Below are 25,718 nucleotides of genomic sequence, written 5' to 3' on the forward strand. Positions count from 1 at the left end.
GAATTCGGGAATTAATTCTTTGTTGATTTAAAGTCAAAATTCTTAATTTAAAAAAGTTATTTATTGAAATATTAGATAAAATTATTTAAATTAGTATATATGTTAAATAAATTTTTGACTGGTAATTAACTTAATAAGAATAGGAATTTAAATGTCACTGTTTGCTCGTTTATTTGGTAAAAAATCTAAAGATACAGATACCACGGTAGGTGAAAATACAAATAATAAACAATCAATAGGATTAAGTGTTGTATTTAAAGGCTCTCTTAATTTTGATAAAGATAAATTATTAGATAAATTAAAATATCTGGATTCTTCAATAACAAATGTCAAATACGAAACCCCTGTCGGAGAGCTTGAACAAGGCGTTTTTGCTTTAATAAGCTGGGGAAAACACGTAGTTAAACTAATCGGATTCAATGCGCCTTTTCCTGCTGATGCATTGGAAACGTGTGTTGAGCCAGCACATTATAGTCAGGATGTCAAAAATCAAGTTCGTAAAAATGATAGTCATGTAATTTTGTACTATACAGGACATGATGAAGTTGTATTAGAACAATATTTAGCTTTATCCCGTCTGGCGGCATGTTTTGAAGAATTTAACGCATTAGCAGTTATTAATGAAGACGCTCATTCCTCATTGCCTATAAAGGTTTTAAATGAGTTCCTTAGTGATGAAGACAGTGCAAAGAGTTTATGCGATTGTTTACCGCTATTTTTCTGCGGATTTGTTAAATATATTTTAGAAGACGTTAAAGGTGTCTGGATGCGCACTTACGGTGCTGATGTATTTGGATTGCCTGATTTTGCTGTATTAGCAAATAACCATGATGAAGGTTCTTACTATTTCGATATGTTTAGTGATATTTTATTGTATCTGCGTCAGAGCGGAGCAACTATGAATCCCGGGGATACAATGGAAATTGGCGACAATAAAATGTTGTCATTACGAGCTCCTCAGGAGGATGAATACTTCCTGAAAGATAAAGGTAATGTTTTGGTTGTAGAAATCAGTAAATAGTTAAATAAGCCTATACATCATTATTGAGCAGAAATTGTCTGTTATTAAACAATAAAAATGACTTCTGATATTAAAATTTGATATCGGAAGTCGTTTTACATTTGGGTAAATTAAAAAATAACTGTTTGTTCAATAAAATATGCAAACACAATCAATATTTATTTTAAATATCACGATATCAGATAGTTACTTACTGCTTCAGTTTATTTAATAACATAATGCTTATTGTGCACAGTAATATCAGCTACTCTGTGCTCAGACTGAAAAATATCATAAGCAGGCTTCAATTCGCTCCAGAAAGGCATATAAACTGACTTTTGAAATTTTTGCATATTTGATGCTGTCATTCTGAATGGAAAAATATGAATGGGTATTCGCTTCTGTCCGCTGTTTATAGCCTGATTAACAACAGCGTAGATTTGTTCTATTCCCTTGTCAGTCATAGCATAGCAACCGATGGACACACAGTTTCCATGAATCATGATAAAGCTTCCTGTGTATCCATTGGCGCGGTCATAGGCATTCGGGTAGCCAATGTTAAAAGCAAGATGATAATTACTATTTGGTTTTAATAGATTTTTCTCAGTTGCGTAAAATCCTTCCGGACTTTTGCCATCACCTTCGGCCTTTTTAGGTCCCAGACCGCCTGAGTATGTACAGATATCCCATGTCCTGTATAGCTGATAATTGTTATTTTTATGCTTATACCATATTTCCAGTATTCCCTCCTGTTTGAATATTCGCAGATAAATTTTGTCACCGCTAACAGGAGGAGAGACTGTTACTGCCGTATTTTTTACATCTATAGTTTTAATTTTCTGATCAACAGGATAATTTCTAAAAAATAATGATACACCTGCAACTATGCCCGCGAATCCGATAACAATCATACAGATAGTCATTAATTTTCCAAATAGTGTCTTTACTGGATTTTTTTTATTAGCAAAAAAAGAATAAATAATAAAACCGATGCTTCCGATACATAACAATATGGGAAGTAATATCATTAATCGTTCGCTAAATAATACAGACATGATTTGTTTCCGTTAAGATCGAGTTACCCAGCAGTTAATCAAAAAACCGAATACAGAATAAACAACTGATTTAGTTATATAATTCTATCCTGTGGATTTCTTCCTGCCCAGTCGCATACAAACTGCCATGCTACTCTTCCTGAGCGGCTACCACGGCTCTGGCTCCAATTTAATGCTGCACGTCTTGCTGTTTCATCCAGATTCAGGCCAGCTTCTTCCAGCCAGTTCTGTACAGCCTGTAAATATGCATTCTGATCAAATGGGTAAAAGCTTAGCCATAAACCAAAACGATCCGATAAAGATACCTTTTCTTCGACGGCTTCCTGAGGATGAACTTCTCCGCCATTGCCTGTATGAGCCACATTGTCTGCCATATACTCAGGCATTAAATGCCGGCGATTGGATGTAGCATATACCAATACATTGTCACATCGCTGAGATAATCCGCCATCAAGGGTAGTTTTTAATGCTTTGTAAGCATCGTCGCCGTCTTCAAAAGATAAATCATCACAGAACAGAATGTATTTTTCCGGTCTAGCGCTTAGTAAAGAAAGTAAAGCAGGTAATGTTAACAAATCACTTTTATCAACCTCAATCAGACGCAATCCCTGATCTGCATACTGATGCAGTAACGCCTTAACCAATGATGATTTTCCGGTACCACGTGCTCCTGTCATTAATACATTATTTGCCGGTCTGCCGGCAAGAAACTGTTCTGTATTACGTACCAGTTGTCGGCGCTGCTCATCAACAGCTGCCAGACAGTCCAGAGAAAAAGTATGCGGATGCGGTAAATTTTCCAGAATACCCTTATTACCTAATTTATGCCAGCGGTAAGCAACTGCAGTCCAGTTAGGTTCCTGAGCCAATGGTGGCAAAATGGCATCCAACCGCTGTAAAACTGTTGCAGCCAGATTGATAAATTCCTTACGTTTCATCTATTTCCCTTCAATTTCTATAGCTATGAATTATGAATGTTTTTGCAATATTAATGCAAAGGGTGCATCATTTATCCGGTTAATAAAAGCATATTTCAACACTGCTATCTGTTGTTGCGGTAAGCTTCGCGCCCATGTTTGTATTGTTTCCGCTTCAATTCTTCCCTCTTCATGACCCGGATATAAAACCGCAGCCAATACACCATTATCGGTAAGAAGGTTTAATCCGCTTTGCATCGCCTTAAGGGTTGTATTGGCTTGGGTTGTACAGTTTTTATCTCCGCCGGGTAAGTATCCAAGGTTAAATATGATGGTACTAACCTTACTCTGAATATACTCATTCAGATGTTCATGTCCGGCTTGAATTAACTGTACCCGCTCACTATAACCGGCTTTTGCCAGTCTGTTACTGGTAGCTTCTAATGCACTTGCCTGTATATCAAATGCAACTACTTTACCTTGGGCACCGACGCAAGAGGCCAGAAACAAAGTATCATGCCCGTTACCAGCAGTAGCATCAATGACTGTATCGCCAGCCTGTACAGTCTGCTGAATGTTTTTATGTACAAAATCCAGAATATTGAGAAGCATAAATTAATTTGTGCTATCTGATAATTAGATAGCAGCCATGGCTACATCTAAGATAAATAAGCGTTAAGCATATCAGATTATATATTAACAGAATGAGCAGGCATAGCTTTAACCTAATTAACTCTTTAAACATTGATTTATTAAAGGCAAATTTAGGATTCGATGTTTGTGGTGCAACTTTTTAACTCGGTCTGTGCAATAGTTTTACTATCAATTTAAATTTTTACCATATGTATTATGTAAATTTTTGATAATATAGATTAATATATACCAGTCTTGTCTATCAGCAATCCAAGGCTTTCAGCGATTTGATCATCTATATAATTTTCATAAGCGAGCTTTCCTTCTTTGATAATCAAAATTTTGCGTCTACATCGCCAACCCTCTAAGTATTTCTCAAAACTATCTGTCATTAGACTGCTTGCATACAACAATAATTATGATCTACTTTTTAAAAAATCTTTTAATAAATTGATTATTGATTCATTTTCTTTTATTGATGACATCGCTAATTTTTCATTTTCTATCTCTGTCGATGTATACCCTTTAGGTATTAAAGAGCTTTTTTCTATTTTTGATAGTTCTGCGATCAACAATTCGATAGATTTTTCATTTTTAGATATATAGGCCATTTGAATTGATGTTTTTTTATAATAGAAGGTTACTAACTCATTTTGATAATATTTAATATCATTAAGATTACTTTTGTACAAACGTAAAAAGAAAAAAGCAAATAGTTGAATAAATATTGTTAAAGAGATTTTTGGTAAAAAAAATACTAAAACATACGAAATATAATCTAACGGCGTCTCATTATTATATAGGTTATTTTTTATCGTAGAATTCTTTACACTATCAAATAAAAATACAAGTGAAAAATTTGTTAATACTGTACCCATATACAAATTTATTAATGACGTTTTTTGTAATTTTGAAATTTGTTCTTTAAGTGACTTCTCTATTGTTTTTAATGTATAAGCAACATTATATGAAAAACCATTAATTTTTTTATTTAAATTCTCTATCTCAGATTTGATTTTGTCTATTATTTCAAGCGCTAGCCCTTTGTTTTTCAATTCATCAACTATTTCGTTTAAATTATTTTCAAATAATATTAATTCACCTTCGTTTAAATTATTTTCAAATAATATTAATTCACCATTTTCTCTTATTTTAAATAAATCTTCTTTCAAATCTGTTTTTTTTTCAAGCATTAAAGAAAATAGATAAATTATAGGAATAATAAAAAAAACTAAACCTATAAACATTGAGATAGCACTAATACTCATTATTAGCCTTCCTTATATAGTATTAACAATTTTTAATCTTTATGCTGATAAAATTTATTTACTACATTTTTCTAAAAATAATAATTTTAGATATCTGTAATGCTGATACCAGAATAAAATTTGATACATATTAAGTTTAGGAATGCCAGACTCTTACCTCACATTCCTAATTCACGCAAAAAGCGAATGTCATCAGCCCAGCCGGATTTTACTTTTACCCAAACCTTTAAAAAAACTTTTGTTTCAAATAATTTTTCCATATCCAGTCTGGCTTCAGTAGATATTTTTTTCAGTTTTTCCCCGCCTTTACCAATTAAAATACCCTTCTGACTTTCCTTATCCACCAAAACAGCAATATAAATCCGGTATAGTCCGTCTTCTTCGGTAAACTGTTCTACTTCGACGTTCATGGCGTAGGGTAATTCTTCACCAAGATAACGAAACAGTTTCTCCCGCACAATTTCCATAGCAAGAAATCTTGCTGATTTGTCTGTCACCATATCTTCAGGATAAAGCGGAATACCTATTGGCAGCATGGGCTTGAGAATATGTACAAGCTGAGCCACGCCCAGTCCGTGCTTTGCACTCACCAGAGCAACCTGAGTGAATTTATATGCCTGCTGTACTTCATCAATAAAATTCTGCAGTACACTTTGGTCTTTTGCCTTAGCCTTATCGACTTTATTAATTACCAGCACTACCGGAATATGTGCAGGTAATTGTTGCAGTACTTCTCTGTCTGCATCCGAAAAGCGCAATGCTTCAATCACAAATACAATGACATCCACACCGGCAACTGCCTCAGTGACATTCTGATTGAGACGGTCATTAAGTGCATTGCGGTGATAAGTCTGAAAACCGGGGGTATCTACAAATATCAGCTGTGCTTCATTATCGGTATAAATACCATTAACTTTATGGCGAGTAGTCTGGGCTTTTTTACTGGTGATACTGATTTTCTGACCAATAAGGTGGTTCATTAATGTGGATTTTCCCACATTAGGCCGGCCAACAATTGCAACAAACCCGCAGCGAAAATTTTCTGACTGAGGTGGATAATTGTAACTGGATACTTCAGACATACATTCTTTCTTAAATGATACAAATAACCATAAAATGGTTGATAATAAGCTGAATTATTTCAAAACAGGTAAAATGAATTCTGCTAAGTAACACATTGCAGATACCAATTATAAACTACTAAATTACCTGAATATATACAGTTTTATTCGACCGATTTCAGAGAAACGGAGTCATTCTCACTGAGTGAATACTTTAAGTAACAAAAGACCTCAGAGTGATTAAACAATGTTTTCAAATAGTTTATTTACAATAAACGGATGAAATTTACTAACCGGCATCATATATAACCGTCCCAAAAAATTATGATTTTTTACTGAAGCGATCAGATAAAGCATTTTTTTATCCGGCTGCTGGGTATTATCAGTAATACGCAGGCAAAGACAAACATCTAAATGAGAATCTTTAATCACTAAAGTAAGTTTATCAGCAGTATTTTCAGTAATAGTAAAGAAATGGGCTGCGTTTGTTTCACCGGATTGAATCCTCTCTTCATCCAGATAAGTAAATCCCTCTATAGTACGTATGCCAGCAGGTCTAACTATATTATCTCTGATTTTAAATAATATTCTTAGCCATTCAGGCTGACGTGATGTCATCATTTTATATGCTTCAAAAGCTGTAATATTTTTACCGATTTCTTTTTTCTGACAATCAAGATAGTCCGGTTTATCCGTAATCAGGCTAACACACTCGGGTAATTCATTCAGTATTTCAGAAATTGATTTTGTTTTTCCCATTATTTCCCCTTTATTGTAAGACAATAAGTAATAACAATATGGCACCTTCAATGTATTGTAACTTATTTATTTTTTTCTAGGTTTAGCTGCCGGAAACTGCTTTTCTAACCAAACAAGAGCTGTTTGTGCGGTTTGTTGTTCTGCTTCACGCCGGCTGTGTCCGGCTGCTTCAGTCTGAAAGCCGGTTTCTCCTAAATCACATTGCACTACAAATTGTAAATCATGAACATCGCCAATCTGATCTACAATCCGATATTTTGGCAATGGCATATGTCGTGCCTGCAAGGCTTCCTGCAGACGTGTTTTTGCATCTTTTCCACTGTTCTGAGGATTAATATTACGGATGCGGTCTGCGTATAAATGTCTTACCACAGTCTCAGCAGTATTAAAATCTGCGTCAAAGCTCACTGCGGCAAATAATGCTTCCATAGCATCGGCCAGTATAGATGGCCGCCGGAAGCCACCGCTTTTTAACTCACCAGTACCCAGCAATAAAGCGTCTCCGATTTTTAGTTCAGTTGCAATCTGAGCCAGTGTTTCCTGATTAACCAGATTCGCCCGCATTCGTGAAAGTTCACCCTCTGTCAGGCGCGGAAATGCATTAAACAGCATTTTAGCTACAGAATAATTTAAAATCGAATCACCAACAAATTCAAAACGTTCATTGTGTAATGCACTGTAACTGCGGTGAGTTAAAGCCTGCAGCAATAAATCAGACTGCTTAAATTGATAGCCAAGCTTTTGTTGTACATATTTCAAAGCATTTTCATGGCGTACATCAGTTTTTCTCATTTAACCGTCTTTGATAATAAATAACCATAATTATATAAACAAAGCGCAAGAAAAAATCTTGCGCCCGGTATCAGATATTACTGAATCTTCGTACCGATTCGTTTCATATCACCCATATTCAGCCATACCAGAAAGGCTTTACCTACAACAAGCTTATCATCTACAAATCCCCAGTAACGGCTATCTTCACTATTGTCGCGATTGTCACCCATCATGAAGTATTTTCCTGCAGGAACGGTACAACTAAACCCGCTGCCATCAGTATCATAGTTACACAATTCCCGATCTGGAAAATCAGTATGTACTGCTTGCAGAATAACTGGGGGTTGCTGAGGCATTTTCAGTATCTGAATCGATTTATTACCAAGCTGTTCGGTTACCTGCTGAGCCTGCATATTGATATTTCCATACTGAGGAACCTGTTCGGAATAATTATAAATTTTCTGCTCATCAGTATCAGTGATTACTTTACCGTTGATTGACAGGATTTTATCCTTGTATGTAATAACATCACCCGGCAGACCGATTACCCGTTTAATATAATTTATACGTGTATCTCGGGGGTAATTGAATACAATTACATCACCACGCTCTACTTTGTTTACCGGAATAAGTACATTATTCAGAATTGGCAAACGGATACCGTAAGTAAATTTATTCACCAGAATAAAATCACCGGTAATCAGACCCGGACGCATAGAGCTGGATGGAATCTGAAAAGGCTCAGCTAAAAAAGTGCGCAGAATAAATACCACCAGAATAATCGGAAAAAAACCACTCATGTAATCAGTAAAATGATTGTTATCTACATGCCCCGGATTTTTTTTCTTCAGGCTACGATGGATAATCCAGGCTACTCCGGTAAACAATACAAAAATCAGCAAAACTGCGGTAAAACTCATTTTGTATGACAATACACCAAACGCACCAACCAGAATCAGCAAATACCCCCATTGTAATGCTCCGCTCCATTCCCCATTTTCTTCACGCTTTTTCGAGCTTTTCAAAAATAGAACTATCCCCAGCACCAGAAGGATTGCTGCGCCTATAATCATCGTGTTTGACATTTATTAATCTCCAACCTGTAAAATCGCCAGAAAGGCAGATTGCGGAATTTCTACATTACCCACCTGTTTCATACGTTTTTTACCGGCTTTTTGTTTTTCCAATAATTTTTTCTTACGGGTAATATCGCCGCCATAACATTTAGCCAGCACATTTTTGCGCAGTGCTTTTACGTTTTCACGAGCAATAATTTTACCGCCGATTGCCGCCTGAACCGCAATATCAAACATTTGTCTCGGAATCAGCTCACGCATTTTAGCTACCAGCTCTCTGCCGCGATGAACAGAATTACTGCGGTGAACAATCAGACTGAGCGCATCGACTTTTTCACTGTTAACCAAAATATCCAGTTTAACCAGATCTGCAGCCCTGAATTCGAGAAATTCATAATCAAGCGAAGCATAGCCGCGTGAAGTTGATTTCAGCTTATCAAAGAAATCCATCACGACTTCATTCATTGGCATTTCATAAGTCAGCATTACCTGCCGGCCCATGTATTGCATATTTTTCTGAACACCGCGTTTCTGATTACACAATGTCATTACCGCACCGACATATTCCTGCGGCAATAATATAGTTGCCGTGATAATAGGCTCATAAATTGCTTCAAGTGTACCGATATCAGGTAATTTAGACGGGTTTTCAATCTCTAAGCGTTCTCCGCTTTTCATCAGTATTTCATATACCACCGTTGGAGCAGTGGTAATCAGATCCATATTAAATTCTCGTTCAAGCCTTTCCTGGACAATTTCCAGATGCAGCAGACCAAGAAAACCACAGCGAAAACCAAATCCCAGTGCCTGTGAAACTTCCGGTTCAAATTTCAGTGCAGCATCATTGAGCTGTAATTTTTCCAGTGCTTCACGTAATGCATCGTAATCGTGACTCTCAACAGGATATAAACCGGCAAACACCTGCGGTTGCACTTCTTTAAAACCGGGTAAAGGTTCGCTGGCCGGCTCCCGCGCCTGGGTAATCGTATCACCTACTTTAGCCGAACCAAGCTCTTTGACACCGGTAATTAAAAAGCCTACATCACCGGCTTTTAATTCCTGCTTCTGCACAGATTTAGGCGTAAATATACCTAATTGTTCTACCTGTGTTTCGGCTCCTGTGGCCATGAAACGAACTTTATCTTTCAGACGTACCGTTCCGTCGACCATGCGTATCAGCATAACTACACCAACGTAATTATCAAACCATGAATCAATAATTAACGCTTTTAAAGGTGCATCATTTTTACCATTAGGTGCCGGTACTTTTTTTACAATCTCTTCCAGCACATCCTCAATACCGATGCCGCTTTTAGCAGAACAGCGTACAGCATCAATGGCCTCAATTCCGATAATATCTTCTATTTCTTCTATGACCCGCTCAGGCTCTGCTGAAGGTAAATCAATCTTATTCAGAACGGGCAAAACCTCAACCCCCAGGTCAATAGCTGTATAGCAATTGGCTACGGTCTGAGCTTCTACCCCCTGTGATGCGTCTACCACCAGTAAGGCACCTTCACAGGCAGAAAGAGAACGGGATACCTCATAGGAAAAGTCCACATGCCCCGGGGTGTCAATCAGATTAAGCTGATAAACCTGCCCATCACGGGCTTTATACTGTAAAGCTGCAGTTTGAGCTTTAATTGTAATACCGCGCTCTTTTTCAATATCCATGGAATCGAGTACCTGTGCACTCATTTCCCGATTTTCAAGACCGCCACAATACTGAATAAAACGATCAGCCAGTGTCGACTTCCCATGGTCAATATGGGCGATAATAGAGAAATTGCGTATATTGTTCATGTAAGCCAATAATTCAAATTAATTCAGACAGCAACATTCTGGTAAATGAATACCAGAAAACCAGAAAATAACTGCTTATTTTAGCGGAATGTACTGTAGTGCGCCCAAGAATTTATAATAATTCAGAAAAGCTTTTAATTTTCAAACATTAGGGCTTAAAAGCTTTTATTAAATTTATTACTCCGGGCAAAGTGCTAATAAATTAACAGATTTTTAAATAATCACACTTTAAGCAGATATTTTAATGTTCAAATTAAATTTTAAACTCATAAAATAAATTTTAAGCAGTACAGAAATTATTTTTTGCAAAGCGATACTATATTATCCTGCCATAAATTTTGTCTGACAAACATAGAAAGTCACTGCCAGAAAGACTACAATATCTTTAACTCAGTTGTTTATTTCAATGAAAGTAGTTGTATGCTAAAAATCAGCACACAGTTTGATGGTGGTAATATTGAGATTGTCGATGCCAGTGATCCGGCTAATATCCAGCTCAAATTACCTAAAGACAATGCGGCCGAATTTCGGCAATGGTTTTATTTCCGTGTACAGGGTGTTGCCTATCAGAATATTCGCCTGAACTTCATTAATACAACTGAATCTGCTTATCCGGAGGGTTGGGAAGATTATCAGGCAATGTGCTCTTATGATCGCATCAACTGGTTTCGTGTTCCTACAACTTTCGAAAACGACATATTAACTATTTCTCATACTCCGTTATCCAATAGTGTGTACTATGCCTACTTCGAACCCTATTCATATGAACAGCATCTGAATTTACTAGGTGACAGCCAGAGCAGCGGCTTATGCCAGATAGAAGATTTAGGCAGCACTATTCAGGGACGCGATATTAATCTGCTGACAATTGGCAATCAGGTTGCCAGCGATTTGAAAATCTGGGTGATTGCTCGTCAGCATCCTGGCGAAACTATGGCTGAATGGTTTATTGAAGGTCTGTTAGGCCGGTTATTAGATCATCAGGATCCGACAGCACGTGCTTTGCTGGATCAGGCTACATTTTATATTGTTCCGAATATGAACCCTGATGGATCCGTACTAGGTAATCTGCGTACTAATGCTGCCGGAGCAAATCTCAATCGCGAATGGTTACAGCCCAGCGTGCAAAACAGTCCGGAAGTTTATCTGGTACGTGAAAAAATGCATGAAACAGGAGTGGATTTATTCCTGGATATTCATGGCGATGAATCTATTCCTTATGTATTTCTTTCAGGTAATGAGGGAATTCCTTCCTTCGATGACAGGCTGCATTCGTTACAGGAAATGTTCAAACAGGCCTTTCTGGTAGCAAGTCCGGATTTTCAGGATAAATATGGTTATGAAAAAGATGAACCGGGTAAAGCCAATCTGAATATTGCTACTGCATATATTGGCGAAACCTTTAATTGTTTAGCTTATACACTTGAAATGCCATTTAAAGATAATAATCAATGGCCGGATGACGATTTTGGCTGGAACGGCCAGCGTTCTCTGCGTTTGGGGGAAGCAATTTTAAGCCCGATTTACTCTATACTGGATAGTTTGCGTTAAATCAGTCATATTGTTTCCAAAGCCTGAGAGATATTTCAGGCTTTTTGTATTTTTTAGTAAAATCAAATGATTAATAATTACATACGCAGCATAATAAAGATGCATTATTTGTAATCAAGTTGTCTTTTATCCATTATCAATATAGGAAACAATCATGAAAAGAAGCATACTTGTATACAGCATCATCAGCATTATTTCTTTGGCAGCCTGTTCAAGGGATGATTCAGAAGCATCTAAAGCAAAGCTAAGCTGCAATAGTGAGCAGCTTCGCAGTCAGATTCAGCAAACCCTGCAGACAGGTATCAATAATAATGTTCATCAGTTTGCTCAAAATGACAGCCGTCAGTTTGTAGATGCAGATAAAGTAATCAATGCCAGCCATGAATTATCTGTAGCCGTGTCTGATGGCAAGCTGGATAAAGACAATAATGGTAATCCTGTTTGCAGCAGTGAGCTAAAAATTACCGTTCCAACTAATATTTGGCAGCAAATTCAGACAAATGCACCGTTGTTATTTGGTAAAACTGATTTTATTGCCCATCTCAATCAGCAGTTGCAAGGTAATGAAGTTACCCTGCATGATAATGTTTTTACTAAACCTATCCAATATGCACCTGTTTCAGACAAAACAAATGCTAATGCAGCATCTGTAACCAATTCCGCCAGCAAATTTGATCAGACAGGTATTCAAACCTTAAGTACTGTTTTAGGTAATGCACTATTACCCTATGGTATCAAGGATACAGTCATGATTGCCGGGCATATGTACAATCGTGCAGATGCTATCAAGCTGATCACTAATCCCAATGCCCAGGTTTTACCATTAGATCGCCTCAGCCCAGAAGCTCAGAAAGCAAGTGATATTCTTAACGGTCATTCTTTAGCAACAGAGAATAATAATCAGGCTGATAACAATCACATTATCCAAAACGATATAACTGCTGATCAGTTGCAGCAGGCACGGGATAATAACCGCAATGCCAATAGTGTTATTAATGCGAAATGGCATAATCTGAACGATACTGTTCGTAATACCTTGCAGCAGGAAGAACAGAAATGGATAGCCCAGAAAACCAGTCAGTGTCAGGCAAAAGCAGCTAAAGCTGGTTCTCCCGCTCAGGCGGAACTAATACGGCTGGAATGTGATACACTAATGACTAATGAACGTATTAAGTATCTTAACGGTTATAGCCTGCATTAATTCGTCATTATTAGTCTGGACATCAGTATTATTTTTTTATATTACTGGTGTCTGATCCCGCATAATTAATAAATAATAAAGTATAAACATGTCGGATCGGAAAATCATTCATATTGATATGGACGCATTTTATGCGTCAGTAGAATTGTGCGATCGTCCCGAACTTCAAAACAAACCTGTTGTTGTAGCATGGGATGGACCAAGGTCAGTAATTTGTGCTGCCTCGTATGCGGCTCGCAAATATGGACTGCATTCTGCTATGGCTGTATCTACAGCTAAGCGATTATGCCCTCAGGCAATTTATATTACTCCAGATTTCAATAAATACCGTGCAGTATCACAGTATATTCACAGTATCTTTAGCCGCTATACACATCAAATTGAACCCTTATCTTTGGATGAGGCTTATCTCGATGTCACTAATTATCAGGGCAATCTGCCTTATGCCCGAGATATTGCCAGTGAAATACGCGCATCAATTCTGTCAGAAACCGGTTTGACTGCCTCCGCCGGTATTGCCCCTAACAAATTTCTGGCTAAAATTGCTTCTGACTGGCGCAAGCCAAACGGTCAGTTTGTTATTGCACCTTCGCAAGTGATGAATTTTTTGCAGAAATTACCATTAGGTAAAATTCCCGGAGTCGGTAAAGTAACAGAGCAGAAAATGAATGCCTTAGGTTGGAAAACAGTCGGAGATTTAAGTCAGGTAAATTTATCTGTTTTAGTGCATCATTTTGGTCGCTGGGGATACCGGCTGTTTGATCTAGCTCAGGGGCGTGATGACCGCGAAGTTACTCCTGAACGTAACCGCCAACAGATATCTACGGAAATTACACTTATCAAAAATGAAAATCTGATTGAAATCGCACGCCATCTGCCTGATCTGGCACAAACATTGGTAGAAACGATGCAGCAGAAACAGTTGCAGGGAAATTGTGTAACTTTAAAATTAAAAACTGCCGATTTTCAGATTCATACACGTTCGCAGACCTACTCTTCTCCTTTACCTGATGCTGCAGCTTTGATTGCTGCCGGGCAGGATTTACTCAAACGATTACCGGACAATGGCGAACAATTCCGGCTGATTGGTCTGGGTATCAGCCATTTCTATCAGCATGAATATCAGCCTGATTTATGGACTTCTGAAAATGCATTCTGATGATATCTCCCTAAAACAATTTCCGACTACATCGCACTACATTTTTCTGGCTTAAGTTAACAAAATAAAGGATAATGAGGCTGTCAGGCTGCAAGCGGGAGTAAGTAGCCCTTTATCAGAAAAAGTAACATCACAGGAGTTACCATGAGTCACATTAAAGTGCCGACAGAAGGTCATAAAATCGTTTCTGGCCAAGCTATTCCGAATGATCCAATCATTCCTTTTATTGAAGGGGATGGTATTGGTGTTGATATTACGCCAGTGATGAAAGACGTTATTGATGCAGCAGTAGCGAAAGCCTATAACGGTTCCAGAAAAATTGTCTGGATGGAAGTTTATGCCGGTGAAAAAGCCACTAAAGTTTATGGTGAAAATGTATGGTTACCGGAAGAAACACTGGAAGCCATTAAAGAATATAAAGTAGCAATCAAAGGACCGATGACTACACCGGTAGGCGGCGGTATTCGTTCACTGAATGTTGCCATTCGTCAGCAACTGGATTTATATCAGTGTGTACGTCCTGTGCAGTATTTCAAAGGCGTACCTTCTCCGCTTAAAGATCCTAGTAAAGTTAACATGGTTATTTTCCGTGAGAACACTGAAGATATTTACGCAGGTATTGAATGGTTTGCAGAAACAGCTGATGCTAAAAAAATTATTAACTTCCTGCAAGGTGAAATGGGTGTTACCAAAATCCGCTTCCCTGAAACATCCAGCATTGGTATTAAGCCTGTTTCTAAAGAGGGTTCACAACGCCTGACCCGCGCAGCTATACGTTATGCTATTGATAATGACCGAGACAGTGTTACCATTGTTCATAAAGGTAACATCATGAAATTTACCGAAGGTGGATTCCGTGACTGGTCTTATGAAGTGGCTAAAAATGAATTTGGCGCAACTTTAATTGGTGATGGACCATGGTGCGAATTTAAAAATCCGAAAACCGGTAAAAATATCGTCATTAAAGATTGTATTGCTGATGCATTCCTGCAGCAGATTTTGCTGCGTCCGGCTGAATATGATGTGATTACGACACTGAATCTGAATGGTGACTACATTTCAGATGCTTTGGCTGCTCAGGTTGGTGGTATCGGTATTGCCCCGGGAGCCAATATCTCTGATGAATATGCCGTATTTGAAGCAACACATGGTACTGCACCTAAATATGCCGGTCAGGATAAAGTTAATCCGGGATCTATTATTCTGTCTGCCGAAATGATGTTACGTCATTTAGGCTGGAAAGAAGCTGCGGATTTGGTTATTACCTCAATTGAAAAAGCCATTGCCGACAAAATAGTCACCTATGATTTTGCCCGTATGATGGAAGGTGCAAAAGAAGTCTCCTGCTCAGATTTCGGTAAAGCTCTGATTGAACGTATGTAACTCTTCATATTATGTATTCACAAAACCGAATCCTGAAACGGGATTCGGTTTTTTTATAAAATAAAATTTTTAATCCGTTCGAAATATAAAGACAGTTATCTTCAAAAACAGTTATGTTCAGCTATAATGAATATTATCTGGAAAGTTGAAAACAATGATTTTAGGAATTCAAACCGATTCTTGCGGTCGCTGTGTACACTATCATAATGAAAATGATATCGCTGCCCTTCAATGTGCCCAGTGTAAACAATACTATGCCTGCTTTAAATGCCATGATTTGATGTGTGATCATACATTTGTAGCCATGACAACTGAAAATAGCCAACCGGTTATGTGTGGAAATTGCAAAACCCTCTTAACCTATAAACAGTATCAGCAATATCAGTGTCCGTTTTGTCAGGCTTCTTTTAATCCACGCTGCGCATTACATAAAGATATTTATTTTAAATAATATATATTATTAGTTATCATCAAGGTCAACAATTAGTCCATCTTCATCCCATTCGGTTTTACGTACTAGTTCGTTCTTTTCAAATACAGATTCACTTTTTTTGGCACCTGAATCATACCAGGTTAGAACAACACCGTTGACTTTATTATCTATAATTGCAACATCAGAAATCAGATGTCCGCTGTTATCCCACGTAGTCATCGTTTTTACCACGCCTTGATGTACAGTCATATCCTGTTTTATCTGCCCGTTAGCGTACCAGCGCTGCCAGCGCCCTTCTGCTTTTCCGTTAACGAAATAAATTTCTCCGCGTTTATGGCCATTTTCATACCAGCTGCGTGTTTTGCCATTCGGTAAACCATTTTTCCAGCTTATTTCAATCGCAAGCCGGCCATTTGGATACCAGCTATGCCATTGTCCGACTGGTTTACCATTTTTATAGTTGCCTTGTAGTTTCTTTTTACCATCCGGATACGATAGCTGTAATACGCCTTCTTTCATAGCCGGAATTAACTGTTGTAACTGATCTATGGGTAAAGCATATTCAGCAGCATATTTGTTTTTTTCAGGTTCGGAAAGAATCTGTTCATTAACCTGATCGTTTTTTGATTGGTGAGAATTCTGATGATATTGAACCTTTGGCTGCTTCTTATTCACAACCTGTTGGTTTATATCTGTATTGACAGCTTTATGCGCTTGGGACTTTATCTGCCATACAACTGTAATTACAATCAAAAAAAGTATTATGGCGAGTACGAACCAGTAAAAGCGTCTGGCTACATACATAGTTCCTGTCCCTTTTTACTAAGTAGATTCATTATTTTATGCAATAAAAATTATATCTATAGATATTACATTCTTTTTCAAATAAATGATTGATTATATGAATGTATCAATTATTTTTGCCAGTAGGTTTTCACATTAACAAACTCATAAATTCCAAATTCTGACAATTCGCGTCCGAATCCGGAATCTTTTACTCCACCAAAAGGCAGGCGTAAATCACTACTGGTATGTCGGTTAATAAATACACTACCCACATTTAAATGTTCTGCGAATTTCCATGCCTGTGAAGTGTTCTGCGTATAAATACTGGCTCCCAGACCAAAAGGATTATCATTAGCCAGCGTTAATGCATGATGATTATCATTGGCTCGCAAAATAATCGCTACTGGTCCAAATACTTCTTCATGATATACACGACAATCCGGATTGACTTTATCCAGAATAGTAGCCGGATAAAACCAGCCTTGTACATTTTCCGGGATTTTACCGCCAAGTAAGCATTGTGCACCCTGGGTTAGTGCATCCTGAACCTGCGCATGAACCAATGTACGTAAATCATTGCGATGCAGTGGTGCCAAAGTTGTGGACAGCAGCCATGGCTCCCCCATTTGTAGTTTCCGGCAGTGTTGCATAAAAGCAGCCAAAAATTCATCAGCAATATCATTATTTATAATCAGACGTTTGGCTGCATTACATGACTGACCTGCATCGCGAAAGCGTGAATAACAAGCATCTGCAGCAGCCTGCTCAATATCCGCATCATTTAATACAATGAACGCATTACTTCCGCCCAGCTCCATAACACATTTGCGTAAATGGCGGCCGGCCAGTGCTGCCAGATATCGCCCGGTTTGGGTTGAACCGGTAAAAGCCAGTGCCTGCGTTTGAGCAATAGCATATTCAATATCATCATTACTGAGCCAGACAAGTTGTAAAGGTAAATCATCCCCTATCAATTCAAACAGCATCTGGCTAATTTTGCCTACAGAAGGTGCCGGTTTTACCAGACAGGCATTTCCGGTACATAAAGCGGGAATAGCAAAGCGCAAAATCTGCCATACCGGATAATTCCATGGCATTACTGCCAATACTGTTCCTAAAGGCTCAAAGCGAACCTGACTCAGGCTTGCCTGCGTGGCAATAGTTTTATGGGCAAGCAGCTCGGGCGCTAAATGCGCATAATAACGAATCAAAGCAATAGACTTACTGATTTCTGCTTCACATTCACGCAAACAGCGCCCTACTTCAATACAAATCTGATAGGCCAGTTCAGTTTGTGCTTGTTCCAGTCGCTGAGCAAACTCTAAAAGATAATGAGTACGTGTTTGCACATTTTCACAGGCAAAATTACTTTGTTTACTGGTCAGCTGCTGATACTGTAAATCGAATTCAGCTCTGGTCAGACTTTCACGGGTAAATAGAGTTTCACCTGTAATGGCATGATAACTGGTATACAACACAAAAATCCTTCAACTGCAAACGGTAAATCCATACATATTGAATACAAGACAATACATGTTTCAAAAAATATTGACCTTATAAAATTTATAAGGTCAATAGAAATTTATTGCTCGTCAACTGTATCCAACTTTTGAGCACCCTGTTTGAGTTTATAGCGGTTTTTTAACCATTGCAGATTAGAAAAAGCCAGATTCTGTGCCAGGCTCTGGCTGATTATCTGTTTAGCCTGAGGCAAAACATTATTTATATCCTGAGGTGGTTTAATCGCAGTTATTTTAACTAATATAGGATTTTGTTGTTCAGTAATTAAAATATATGCGGGTTTATTATTTGCTGGTTTAGCTTTCATCCAAAGCTGAAAATCACCCTTAGACATAATGGCCATGGCTTGCTGCGGAGTCAGATCAGCACTTGGCGACCATTCCAGATTAGCGGTATTACCTTTATTCAGATTATCTAAAGCCTGTTTAGCAGAATTTGTAGCAAGCTTTTTAGCTTCTGCTGCAACATAATCCTGTTGTACCTGAGCTTTTACTTCTGCAAAAGTTGCCTGATGTTCTGTGCGTACATCTACAGCGCGTACTACCCAGTAAGTACCATTACCCAGATCAACCGGTTCAGAGTTGTTACGCTTTATCAGCACTTCATTTCCAAACAATGCATCTTGTAACGCTTTAGGCATACCATTGGCTGTGGCCATATCGCGTGTTACCCATTCCTGATCAGCCTTATGGATTTGTAAACCAAGTTTGTCACTAATTGGCTGCAGTGTTTTAGGATTATTAAATGCCAGGTCGCTGACAGTTTCTTTCATTTTCGCAATTGTTGCAGCACCTTTACGAATCTGGAGCTCTTGAGTTAATTGTGTTTTCACACTTTCCAATGAGGGTTTTGGTGCTGATGCAGAAGCCGGAATCTGATTATATGCTTCCTGTAATTCAGCTTCACTGACTTTTTCTTTAGCTCCGAGCTCTGCAGCAGAGAGTTCTACAAACTCATACTTCACTGCCTGTGGCATAAAATACTGCTTTTTATTCGCTTCGTAATATGCTTTCAGTTTACTATCATCAACAGCAACCCGACTGGCAAAATTTGTTGCCGGAAAAGTTACTGTCTGTAATTGGCGTGAAGCCTGCAATAAATTAATCATTTGTCTGGCCTGCACATCACTCACGACATTACCGGCCTTCATAAGATTTAACATAGTCTGCATAGCGTACTGTTTACGCATACCGTCTATCAGAGCTTCTTCTGTCATTCCTGACTGTTGTAAAAACTCGCGATATTTGGCTTCAACAAATTTTCCGTTTTCCTGAAAACTTGGATCAGATGCAATTACCTGTTTTATCTGGCTGATTGGCACACTAATATTCATATCATAGGCACCCTGCTGAATATAAGCCTGGTTAATCAGAGTTTGATAAGCAAGCTGTTTATTTACCGGATTACCAGAAGCATTCTGTAACCTCCGCTGGAAATCGTTGACATCATCTGCTTTGATTTTAATATCACCTATTTTGCTGACATAATCAGAACCGGGAACAGCCAGTGAATAGCCGCCTGCAAACACAAAACTCAGACAAATTACACCCAGAATAATCTGAGCCGGGGTTTTATATTTTTCTACAATGTGAAACATGGGATCCAGTTAACTTTTTGAAACAGACATAAATAGTATTGTAGCGGTTTTTGTTAAGCTAAACCATGGTGATTACAATCATAATGCACAAAAACGACAAACAATAAAAAAGGCGGGAGAATTCCCGCCCAGTCTAATTGCAAAATTTAAATCAAAGAGCATCTTTCAGTGCTTTACCTGCACGGAACTTAGGAGTTTTGGCTGCTTTGATTTGCAATGGCTCGCCAGTTTTCGGGTTACGTCCGGCACGTGCAGCACGTTCGCCCACATAAAATGTACCGAAACCCACTAAAGTTACAGTATCACCACTTTTCAGTGCTTTAGTAACAGAGCTAATCATACCGTCCAGAGCCTTTGCTGCAGAAGCTTTAGATAAATCGGCTTCCTGAGCAATAGCTTCAATCAATTCAGACTTATTCACAATAAAGTCCCTTTCTGTTGTTATGTTCATATGATTTCCAGTTTCCGCCCATTTCCTTTATGGCAAAAACTGAACAATACATTACGATTACTTTATAACAAGCCCAAATTCTTTATGTCAAGCGCCGACACATCTACATTGAGTTAAATCATGCCAAAAACAATGCCATTCACCAATTAGTGTTGGTGAATGGCTGCATACTTAATGTTTTACAGTTTTTGGAGTTGACTTAGACGCTGAATTAGCCATCAAATTTTCTTCAGGTGTACTCTGCCACGGGCTGGGCGGATAAGCCAGCCCCAGATTAAGTACTTCATCTATCCACTGTACCGGGTGAATAGTCAGCTGTTCACAGATGTTTGCCGGAATTTCTTCCAGATCTTTAACATTGTCTTTCGGAATCAGCACATGCTTTATTCCGCCACGTAAAGCAGCCAGCAGCTTTTCTTTCAGCCCGCCAATTGGCAGAATTTCTCCTCGCAGAGTAATTTCACCAGTCATAGCTACATCCGCACGCACCGGTATACCGGTAAAAGCAGAAACCAAAGCTAAAGTAATAGCGCTACCTGCACTCGGACCATCTTTCGGCGTAGCACCTTCAGGAACATGTACATGAATATCATTTTTTTCATAAAAATCAGGCTCGATACCCAGACTTTCAGCCCGTGAACGAACAACACTCCACGCAGCGCTGACAGATTCCTGCATCACATCACCCAGCTTCCCAGTACGCAGAATATTGCCTTTACCACGAAATTTGCTGGCTTCAATAGTTAAAAGTTCACCACCTACTTCTGTCCAGGCTAATCCTGTTACCTGACCAATACGGTTTTCATTTTCCGCTACTCCATAATCAAAGCGGCGGACACCAAGATAGTCATGTAAATTATCTGCATTAATTACAATCGTTTCTGGTTTTGCTTTAGCTTTTTTACCTTTACTGGTATTTTCTGCTGCAACCGCTTGCTTCATTACTACTTTACGGCAAATTTTGGCTATTTCACGATCAAGTGAACGTACACCGGCTTCACGGGTGTAATAACGGATAATATCGCGTACAGCTGATTCCTCAATGCAGATTTCACCGTCGCGTACACCATTTTGCTTGATCTGTTTGGCTACCAGATATTTCATGGCAATATTGATTTTTTCGTCTTCGGTATAACCGGAAAGACGAATAATTTCCATACGGTCTAATAGCGGAGACGGAATATTCATACTATTAGAGGTAGCAATAAACATCACATCTGATAAATCAAATTCAACCTCTGCATAATGATCAGAAAAAGAATGGTTTTGTTCAGGATCAAGCACTTCAAGTAAAGCACTAGCAGGATCACCCCTGAAATCATTACCTAATTTATCAATTTCATCGAGTAAAAATAGTGGGTTTTTAACACCAACCTTGGCCATGTTTTGCAGAATTTTACCGGGCATTGAGCCGATATAAGTTCGACGATGGCCGCGGATTTCACTCTCATCATGTACACCACCTAACGCCATACGAACATATTTTCGTCCGGTCGCTTTAGCAATGGATTCACCCAGTGATGTTTTACCTACACCTGGAGGGCCGACCAGACATAAAATAGGACCCTTAAGCTGATTCATGCGTTTTTGTACTACAAGATATTCAAGAATGCGTTCTTTAACTTTTTCGAGACCATAGTGGTCGGCATTCAGAATCATATCGGCTTTGACAATATCTTTGCTTACCTTAGATTTCTTTTTCCACGGTAATTCAAGCAGCGTATCTATATAATTACGAACAACTGTTGATTCAGCCGACATCGGAGGCATCATGCGCAATTTTTTGAATTCAGACAGACATTTTTCTTCTGCCTCTTTGCTCATACCTGCCTGGCGAATCTGCGCTTCAAGATTAGTCAGATCATCATCTTCTTCACCCAGCTCTTTCTGAATCGCTTTTACCTGCTCATTCAGATAATATTCGCGCTGCGATTTTTCCATTTGCCGCTTTACTCGCCCGCGAATACGTTTTTCTACCTGAAGGATATCCAGCTCAGACTCAAGCAAATGAAGTAAATGTTCCAGACGCGCAGTCACATTGGTCATAGCAAGGATTTGCTGACGCTGATCAAGTTTCAGCTGCAAGTGGGCAGCAATAGTATCAGCCAGACGGCTAAGAGTATCGATACCGTTAATAGTAGTAATGACTTCTGCCGGAATTTTTTTATTCAATTTTGCCAGCTGTTCAAACTGGGATAATAATGTACGACGTAATGCCTCATCATCGTGTTTATCCTCTTCAATGGCATCCGTACATTTTTCTATATGAGCCTCAACATACGGCCCGCTTTCATCAATATACTGTACCTTAGCCCGGTACAGACCTTCCACAAGTACTTTAACCGTACCATCAGGTAATTTAAGCACTTGCAGAATACTGGCTACTGTGCCCATGTCATACATGTCTTCAGCATGTGGCTCATCAGTATCTGCGTTTTTCTGTGCCAGCAAAAATACCGGTTCATCATGCTCCATGGCAGCATCCAGAGCCGCTATGGATTTTTCACGTCCTACAAAAAGGGGCAATACCATATGCGGGTAAACGACAACATCACGCAAAGGCAACATTGCCATCGTGGTTGGCTGTAACGGAGCAGAATCATAAACTTCAGCCATGTAATGCCTCAATCTTTCCTGGAAATATGCAATTAAATTGGATGTTAAAATGGTGCTAAACCAGTTTTTTTCAAGTATTTCAAATATTGAATAATTATTGAAAAATTCTGTATCAAGAAGATTTATTTTAAAAAGAGAAATATTAGCCGGACAAATATATGGCATCTGAAATTAATCTGTCCGGCCAGATAAACTAGCGAATTACCGGTTTATAGCGAATACGTTTAGGTTTTGCACCTTCTTCTCCCAGACGACGTTTTTTATCAGCTTCATACTCCTGATAATTGCCATCAAAAAATACCCATTTTGATTCACCTTCAGCAGCCAGAATATGTGTGGCAATCCGGTCAAGAAACCAGCGATCATGTGAAACGACGAGTACGCTGCCGGCAAATTCCAGTAATGCCTCTTCAAGTGCACGCAGAGTTTCCACATCCAGATCATTTGATGGTTCATCCAGCAGCAATACATTACCACCGGAAATTAAAGTTTTGGCCAGATGCAGACGTCCGCGCTCACCTCCGGATAGTTTTCCTACAATTTTACTCTGGTCACTGCCTTTAAAGTTGAATCTGCCCAGATAGGCTCGCGCAGGAATTTCAAATTGTCCTACCTGTAAAATATCACGCCCTTCTGCAATTTCATCAAACACGTTTTTATCATCATGCAGACCGTTACGGCTTTGATCAACAATTGATAATTTTACTGTCTGACCAATCTTTACCTCACCCGTATCCGGCTGTTCCTGTCCGGTAATCAGTTTGAATAATGTAGATTTACCGGCTCCGTTTGGACCGATAATACCAACAATGGCACCAGGCGGAATTTTAAAACTTAAATCATCAATGAGTAATTTGTCACCAAAACTTTTACAGACACGCTCAAACTCAATCACCTCATTACCTAGACGCTCGGCTACCGGAATAAATATTTCCTGAGTTTCATTACGTTTCTGATATTCGTAATTACTCATTTCTTCAAAACGCGCCAGACGGGCTTTAGATTTAGCCTGACGCCCGCGCGCATTCTGTCTTACCCACTCAAGCTCTTGCTTCATGGCTTTAATTCTTGCGGCCTCGGTTTTAGCTTCGTTCTCAAGTCGGGCTTCTTTTTGTTCCAGCCATGAACTATAGTTACCTTTCCATGGAATACCATGCCCACGGTCTAATTCCAGAATCCACTCTGCAGCATTATCCAGAAAATAGCGATCATGCGTAACAGCTACTACTGTACCCGGAAAACGAACCAGAAACTGTTCCAGCCATTCTACTGATTCTGCATCAAGGTGATTAGTCGGTTCATCCAGTAACAGCATATCCGGCTTACTTAATAGCAATTTACATAATGCAACCCTGCGTCTTTCCCCACCGGACAAATTACCAATCCGTGCATCCCATTCTGGTAACCGCAGTGCATCAGCAGCAATTTCAAGCTGATGTTCTAAATTATCTCCGGCCCCTGCCGCGATAATAGCTTCCAGCCGTGCCTGCTCTTCAGCCAGCGCATCAAAATCAGCATCCGGCTCTGCATAAGCTGCATATACTTCTTCCAGTTTTTTCTGTGCGCCAGCCACATCCCCCAAACCGGATTCCACTTCTTCTCTTACTGTTTTATCAGCATCAAGCTGGGGCTCCTGTGGTAAATAGCCGATTTTGATACCACTCATTGGAATGGCTTCACCTTCAAATTCGGTATCTACTCCGGCCATAATTTTTAAAACAGTGGATTTCCCAGCACCATTAAGTCCCAGCAAACCAATTTTGGCACCGGGAAAAAAAGATAAAGAAATATCCTTGATAATCTGTTTTTGTGGCGGCACGGTTTTACTTACGCGCAGCATTGAGTATACATATTGGCTCATAGCATATTCATCAGTGTAAATTAGTCAGAATCAGCCTGAAAGGAAGGGCTGATGATTATGATTTTAATTTTAGCATGCATATACCTGCTGTTTCCGGATGCTTTGCGTTAAAATACCACCATTTATTTCTTTGCTATCTTTCATGAATATAATCTCAACTCTGATAGATTTCATTTTACATATTGATCAGCACCTGCAATTTATTGTGACTCAATATGGAATATGGATTTATGTAATTCTGTTTGCTTTGATTTTTTGTGAAACCGGATTAGTAGTTACTCCGTTTCTGCCTGGGGATTCCTTGTTGTTTGCAGCTGGTGGAATCGCTGCTATAGGCGAAATGAATGTGCATTTTATGGTTGTGTTGTTACTGGCTGCCGCTATCATCGGTGATGCCGTAAATTTTTCAATCGGAAAAAAATTTGGTGCCCATCTGTTTGCAAATCCGCATTCAAAAATATTCAAACAAATTTATTTACACAAAACACAGGAATTTTATGCAAAGCATGGCGGAAAAACGATTATCATTGCCCGTTTTGTCCCAATAGTGCGTACATTTGCACCATTTGTAGCCGGAATGGGACATATGCATTATGGTCATTTTATACGCTATAACTGTATTGGTGCTATCCTCTGGGTTGTGCTGTTTTCTTATGCCGGATATTTTTTTGGTAATCTGCCATTCATTAAACAGAATCTTTCTCTGGCACTGATTATTATCATTGCTGTTTCTCTATTGCCGGCTGTTATAGAAATACTGCGCCACAGATTTGCAGCTTCAAAGCAAAATTAAATATTCTTTTCTGCTGTTAA

At 38.8% G+C, this 25,718-nt stretch carries 22 protein-coding genes; 7 read left to right on the plus strand and 15 right to left on the minus strand.

The genetic code is table 11. From position 1 onward, the window contains the following. Positions 1–151 precede the first annotated feature (151 nt). Positions 152–1,021: a DUF4261 domain-containing protein gene (locus tag H3T84_RS03000; RefSeq protein WP_198217860.1), complete on the plus strand. Its 870-nt coding sequence runs from the start codon at positions 152–154 to the stop codon at positions 1,019–1,021. A gap of 203 nt (positions 1,022–1,224) precedes the next feature. On the opposite strand, the gene H3T84_RS03005 is transcribed toward H3T84_RS03000, so the two are convergent. The 9 genes from H3T84_RS03005 to lepA all read right to left on the minus strand — a co-directional run bounded on the left by H3T84_RS03005 (position 1,225) and on the right by lepA (position 10,346). After that, complete coding sequence (locus H3T84_RS03005) at positions 1,225–2,055, minus strand: murein L,D-transpeptidase family protein (RefSeq protein WP_198217862.1); 831 nt, start codon at positions 2,053–2,055, stop codon at positions 1,225–1,227. Between the two features lie 74 nt (positions 2,056–2,129). Next, positions 2,130–2,993, minus strand: coding sequence for an ATP-binding protein (locus H3T84_RS03010; RefSeq protein WP_078475614.1), 864 nt, complete (start codon positions 2,991–2,993; stop codon positions 2,130–2,132). 30 nt (positions 2,994–3,023) lie between these two features. Next, on the minus strand, positions 3,024–3,584 hold the full coding sequence (locus tag H3T84_RS03015; protein ID WP_078475615.1) for a class I SAM-dependent methyltransferase: 561 nt from the start codon (positions 3,582–3,584) through the stop codon (positions 3,024–3,026). Between the two features lie 437 nt (positions 3,585–4,021). Then, positions 4,022–4,873: a hypothetical protein gene (locus H3T84_RS03020; protein WP_078475616.1), complete on the minus strand. Its 852-nt coding sequence runs from the start codon at positions 4,871–4,873 to the stop codon at positions 4,022–4,024. A gap of 158 nt (positions 4,874–5,031) precedes the next feature. Beyond that, positions 5,032–5,955 (minus strand): GTPase Era, encoded by a 924-nt coding sequence (gene era / locus H3T84_RS03025; protein ID WP_037394944.1) that lies wholly within the window; start codon positions 5,953–5,955, stop codon positions 5,032–5,034. A gap of 219 nt (positions 5,956–6,174) precedes the next feature. Beyond that, the gene (locus tag H3T84_RS03030) at positions 6,175–6,717 is read right to left on the minus strand and encodes a DUF2867 domain-containing protein (RefSeq protein ID WP_144235879.1); all 543 of its coding nucleotides are present in this window, start codon (positions 6,715–6,717) and stop codon (positions 6,175–6,177) included. Between the two features lie 42 nt (positions 6,718–6,759). After that, complete coding sequence (rnc, locus tag H3T84_RS03035; RefSeq protein ID WP_078475618.1) at positions 6,760–7,485, minus strand: ribonuclease III; 726 nt, start codon at positions 7,483–7,485, stop codon at positions 6,760–6,762. Between the two features lie 77 nt (positions 7,486–7,562). Continuing rightward, positions 7,563–8,552 carry a signal peptidase I gene (gene lepB / locus H3T84_RS03040; RefSeq protein ID WP_078475619.1) on the minus strand — a complete coding sequence of 330 codons (990 nt, stop codon included), beginning with the start codon at positions 8,550–8,552 and terminating at the stop codon, positions 7,563–7,565. A gap of 3 nt (positions 8,553–8,555) precedes the next feature. After that, the gene (lepA, locus tag H3T84_RS03045) at positions 8,556–10,346 is read right to left on the minus strand and encodes a translation elongation factor 4 (RefSeq protein ID WP_078475620.1); all 1,791 of its coding nucleotides are present in this window, start codon (positions 10,344–10,346) and stop codon (positions 8,556–8,558) included. 420 nt (positions 10,347–10,766) lie between these two features. Between lepA and H3T84_RS03050 the strand changes: the two genes are divergently transcribed. From H3T84_RS03050 to H3T84_RS03070, 5 genes are all read left to right on the plus strand, one after another. After that, positions 10,767–11,897, plus strand: a complete 1,131-nt coding sequence (locus tag H3T84_RS03050; protein WP_198217864.1) for a M14-type cytosolic carboxypeptidase — start codon at positions 10,767–10,769, stop codon at positions 11,895–11,897. Positions 11,898–12,051: 154 nt separating this feature from the next. Then, complete coding sequence (locus tag H3T84_RS03055; protein ID WP_110414228.1) at positions 12,052–13,098, plus strand: lysozyme inhibitor LprI family protein; 1,047 nt, start codon at positions 12,052–12,054, stop codon at positions 13,096–13,098. Between the two features lie 88 nt (positions 13,099–13,186). Next, complete coding sequence (gene dinB, locus H3T84_RS03060) at positions 13,187–14,257, plus strand: DNA polymerase IV (protein ID WP_198217871.1); 1,071 nt, start codon at positions 13,187–13,189, stop codon at positions 14,255–14,257. 144 nt (positions 14,258–14,401) lie between these two features. Continuing rightward, on the plus strand, positions 14,402–15,640 hold the full coding sequence (gene icd, locus H3T84_RS03065) for an NADP-dependent isocitrate dehydrogenase (protein WP_078475624.1): 1,239 nt from the start codon (positions 14,402–14,404) through the stop codon (positions 15,638–15,640). A gap of 154 nt (positions 15,641–15,794) precedes the next feature. Then, on the plus strand, positions 15,795–16,091 hold the full coding sequence (locus H3T84_RS03070) for a CHY zinc finger protein (RefSeq protein WP_038648860.1): 297 nt from the start codon (positions 15,795–15,797) through the stop codon (positions 16,089–16,091). A gap of 9 nt (positions 16,092–16,100) precedes the next feature. Here the strand turns inward: H3T84_RS03070 and H3T84_RS03075 are convergent, their stop codons facing one another. The 6 genes from H3T84_RS03075 to ettA all read right to left on the minus strand — a co-directional run bounded on the left by H3T84_RS03075 (position 16,101) and on the right by ettA (position 24,905). After that, the gene (locus tag H3T84_RS03075) at positions 16,101–16,877 is read right to left on the minus strand and encodes a toxin-antitoxin system YwqK family antitoxin (RefSeq protein ID WP_198217873.1); all 777 of its coding nucleotides are present in this window, start codon (positions 16,875–16,877) and stop codon (positions 16,101–16,103) included. A gap of 110 nt (positions 16,878–16,987) precedes the next feature. Next, positions 16,988–18,334 carry an aldehyde dehydrogenase family protein gene (locus H3T84_RS03080; RefSeq protein ID WP_198218406.1) on the minus strand — a complete coding sequence of 449 codons (1,347 nt, stop codon included), beginning with the start codon at positions 18,332–18,334 and terminating at the stop codon, positions 16,988–16,990. 107 nt (positions 18,335–18,441) lie between these two features. Next, positions 18,442–19,977, minus strand: coding sequence for a peptidylprolyl isomerase (locus H3T84_RS03085; protein WP_198217875.1), 1,536 nt, complete (start codon positions 19,975–19,977; stop codon positions 18,442–18,444). A 151-nt stretch (positions 19,978–20,128) separates the two neighbouring features. Beyond that, positions 20,129–20,398 (minus strand): HU family DNA-binding protein, encoded by a 270-nt coding sequence (locus tag H3T84_RS03090; RefSeq protein ID WP_037476399.1) that lies wholly within the window; start codon positions 20,396–20,398, stop codon positions 20,129–20,131. 201 nt (positions 20,399–20,599) lie between these two features. Further along, complete coding sequence (gene lon, locus H3T84_RS03095) at positions 20,600–23,044, minus strand: endopeptidase La (RefSeq protein WP_370523997.1); 2,445 nt, start codon at positions 23,042–23,044, stop codon at positions 20,600–20,602. Between the two features lie 193 nt (positions 23,045–23,237). Beyond that, the gene (gene ettA, locus H3T84_RS03100) at positions 23,238–24,905 is read right to left on the minus strand and encodes an energy-dependent translational throttle protein EttA (protein ID WP_037476301.1); all 1,668 of its coding nucleotides are present in this window, start codon (positions 24,903–24,905) and stop codon (positions 23,238–23,240) included. Positions 24,906–25,053: 148 nt separating this feature from the next. On the opposite strand from ettA, the gene H3T84_RS03105 reads away from it, so the two are divergent. Then, entirely contained in the window at positions 25,054–25,698 is a 645-nt protein-coding gene (locus H3T84_RS03105) for a DedA family protein (RefSeq protein WP_084554406.1), read from the plus strand. The last annotated feature ends 20 nt before the right edge of the window (positions 25,699–25,718 follow it).

The sequence above is a fragment of the Snodgrassella sp. M0110 genome, assembly GCF_016101465.1.
In the GTDB taxonomy this organism is placed as follows: domain Bacteria; phylum Pseudomonadota; class Gammaproteobacteria; order Burkholderiales; family Neisseriaceae; genus Snodgrassella; species Snodgrassella alvi.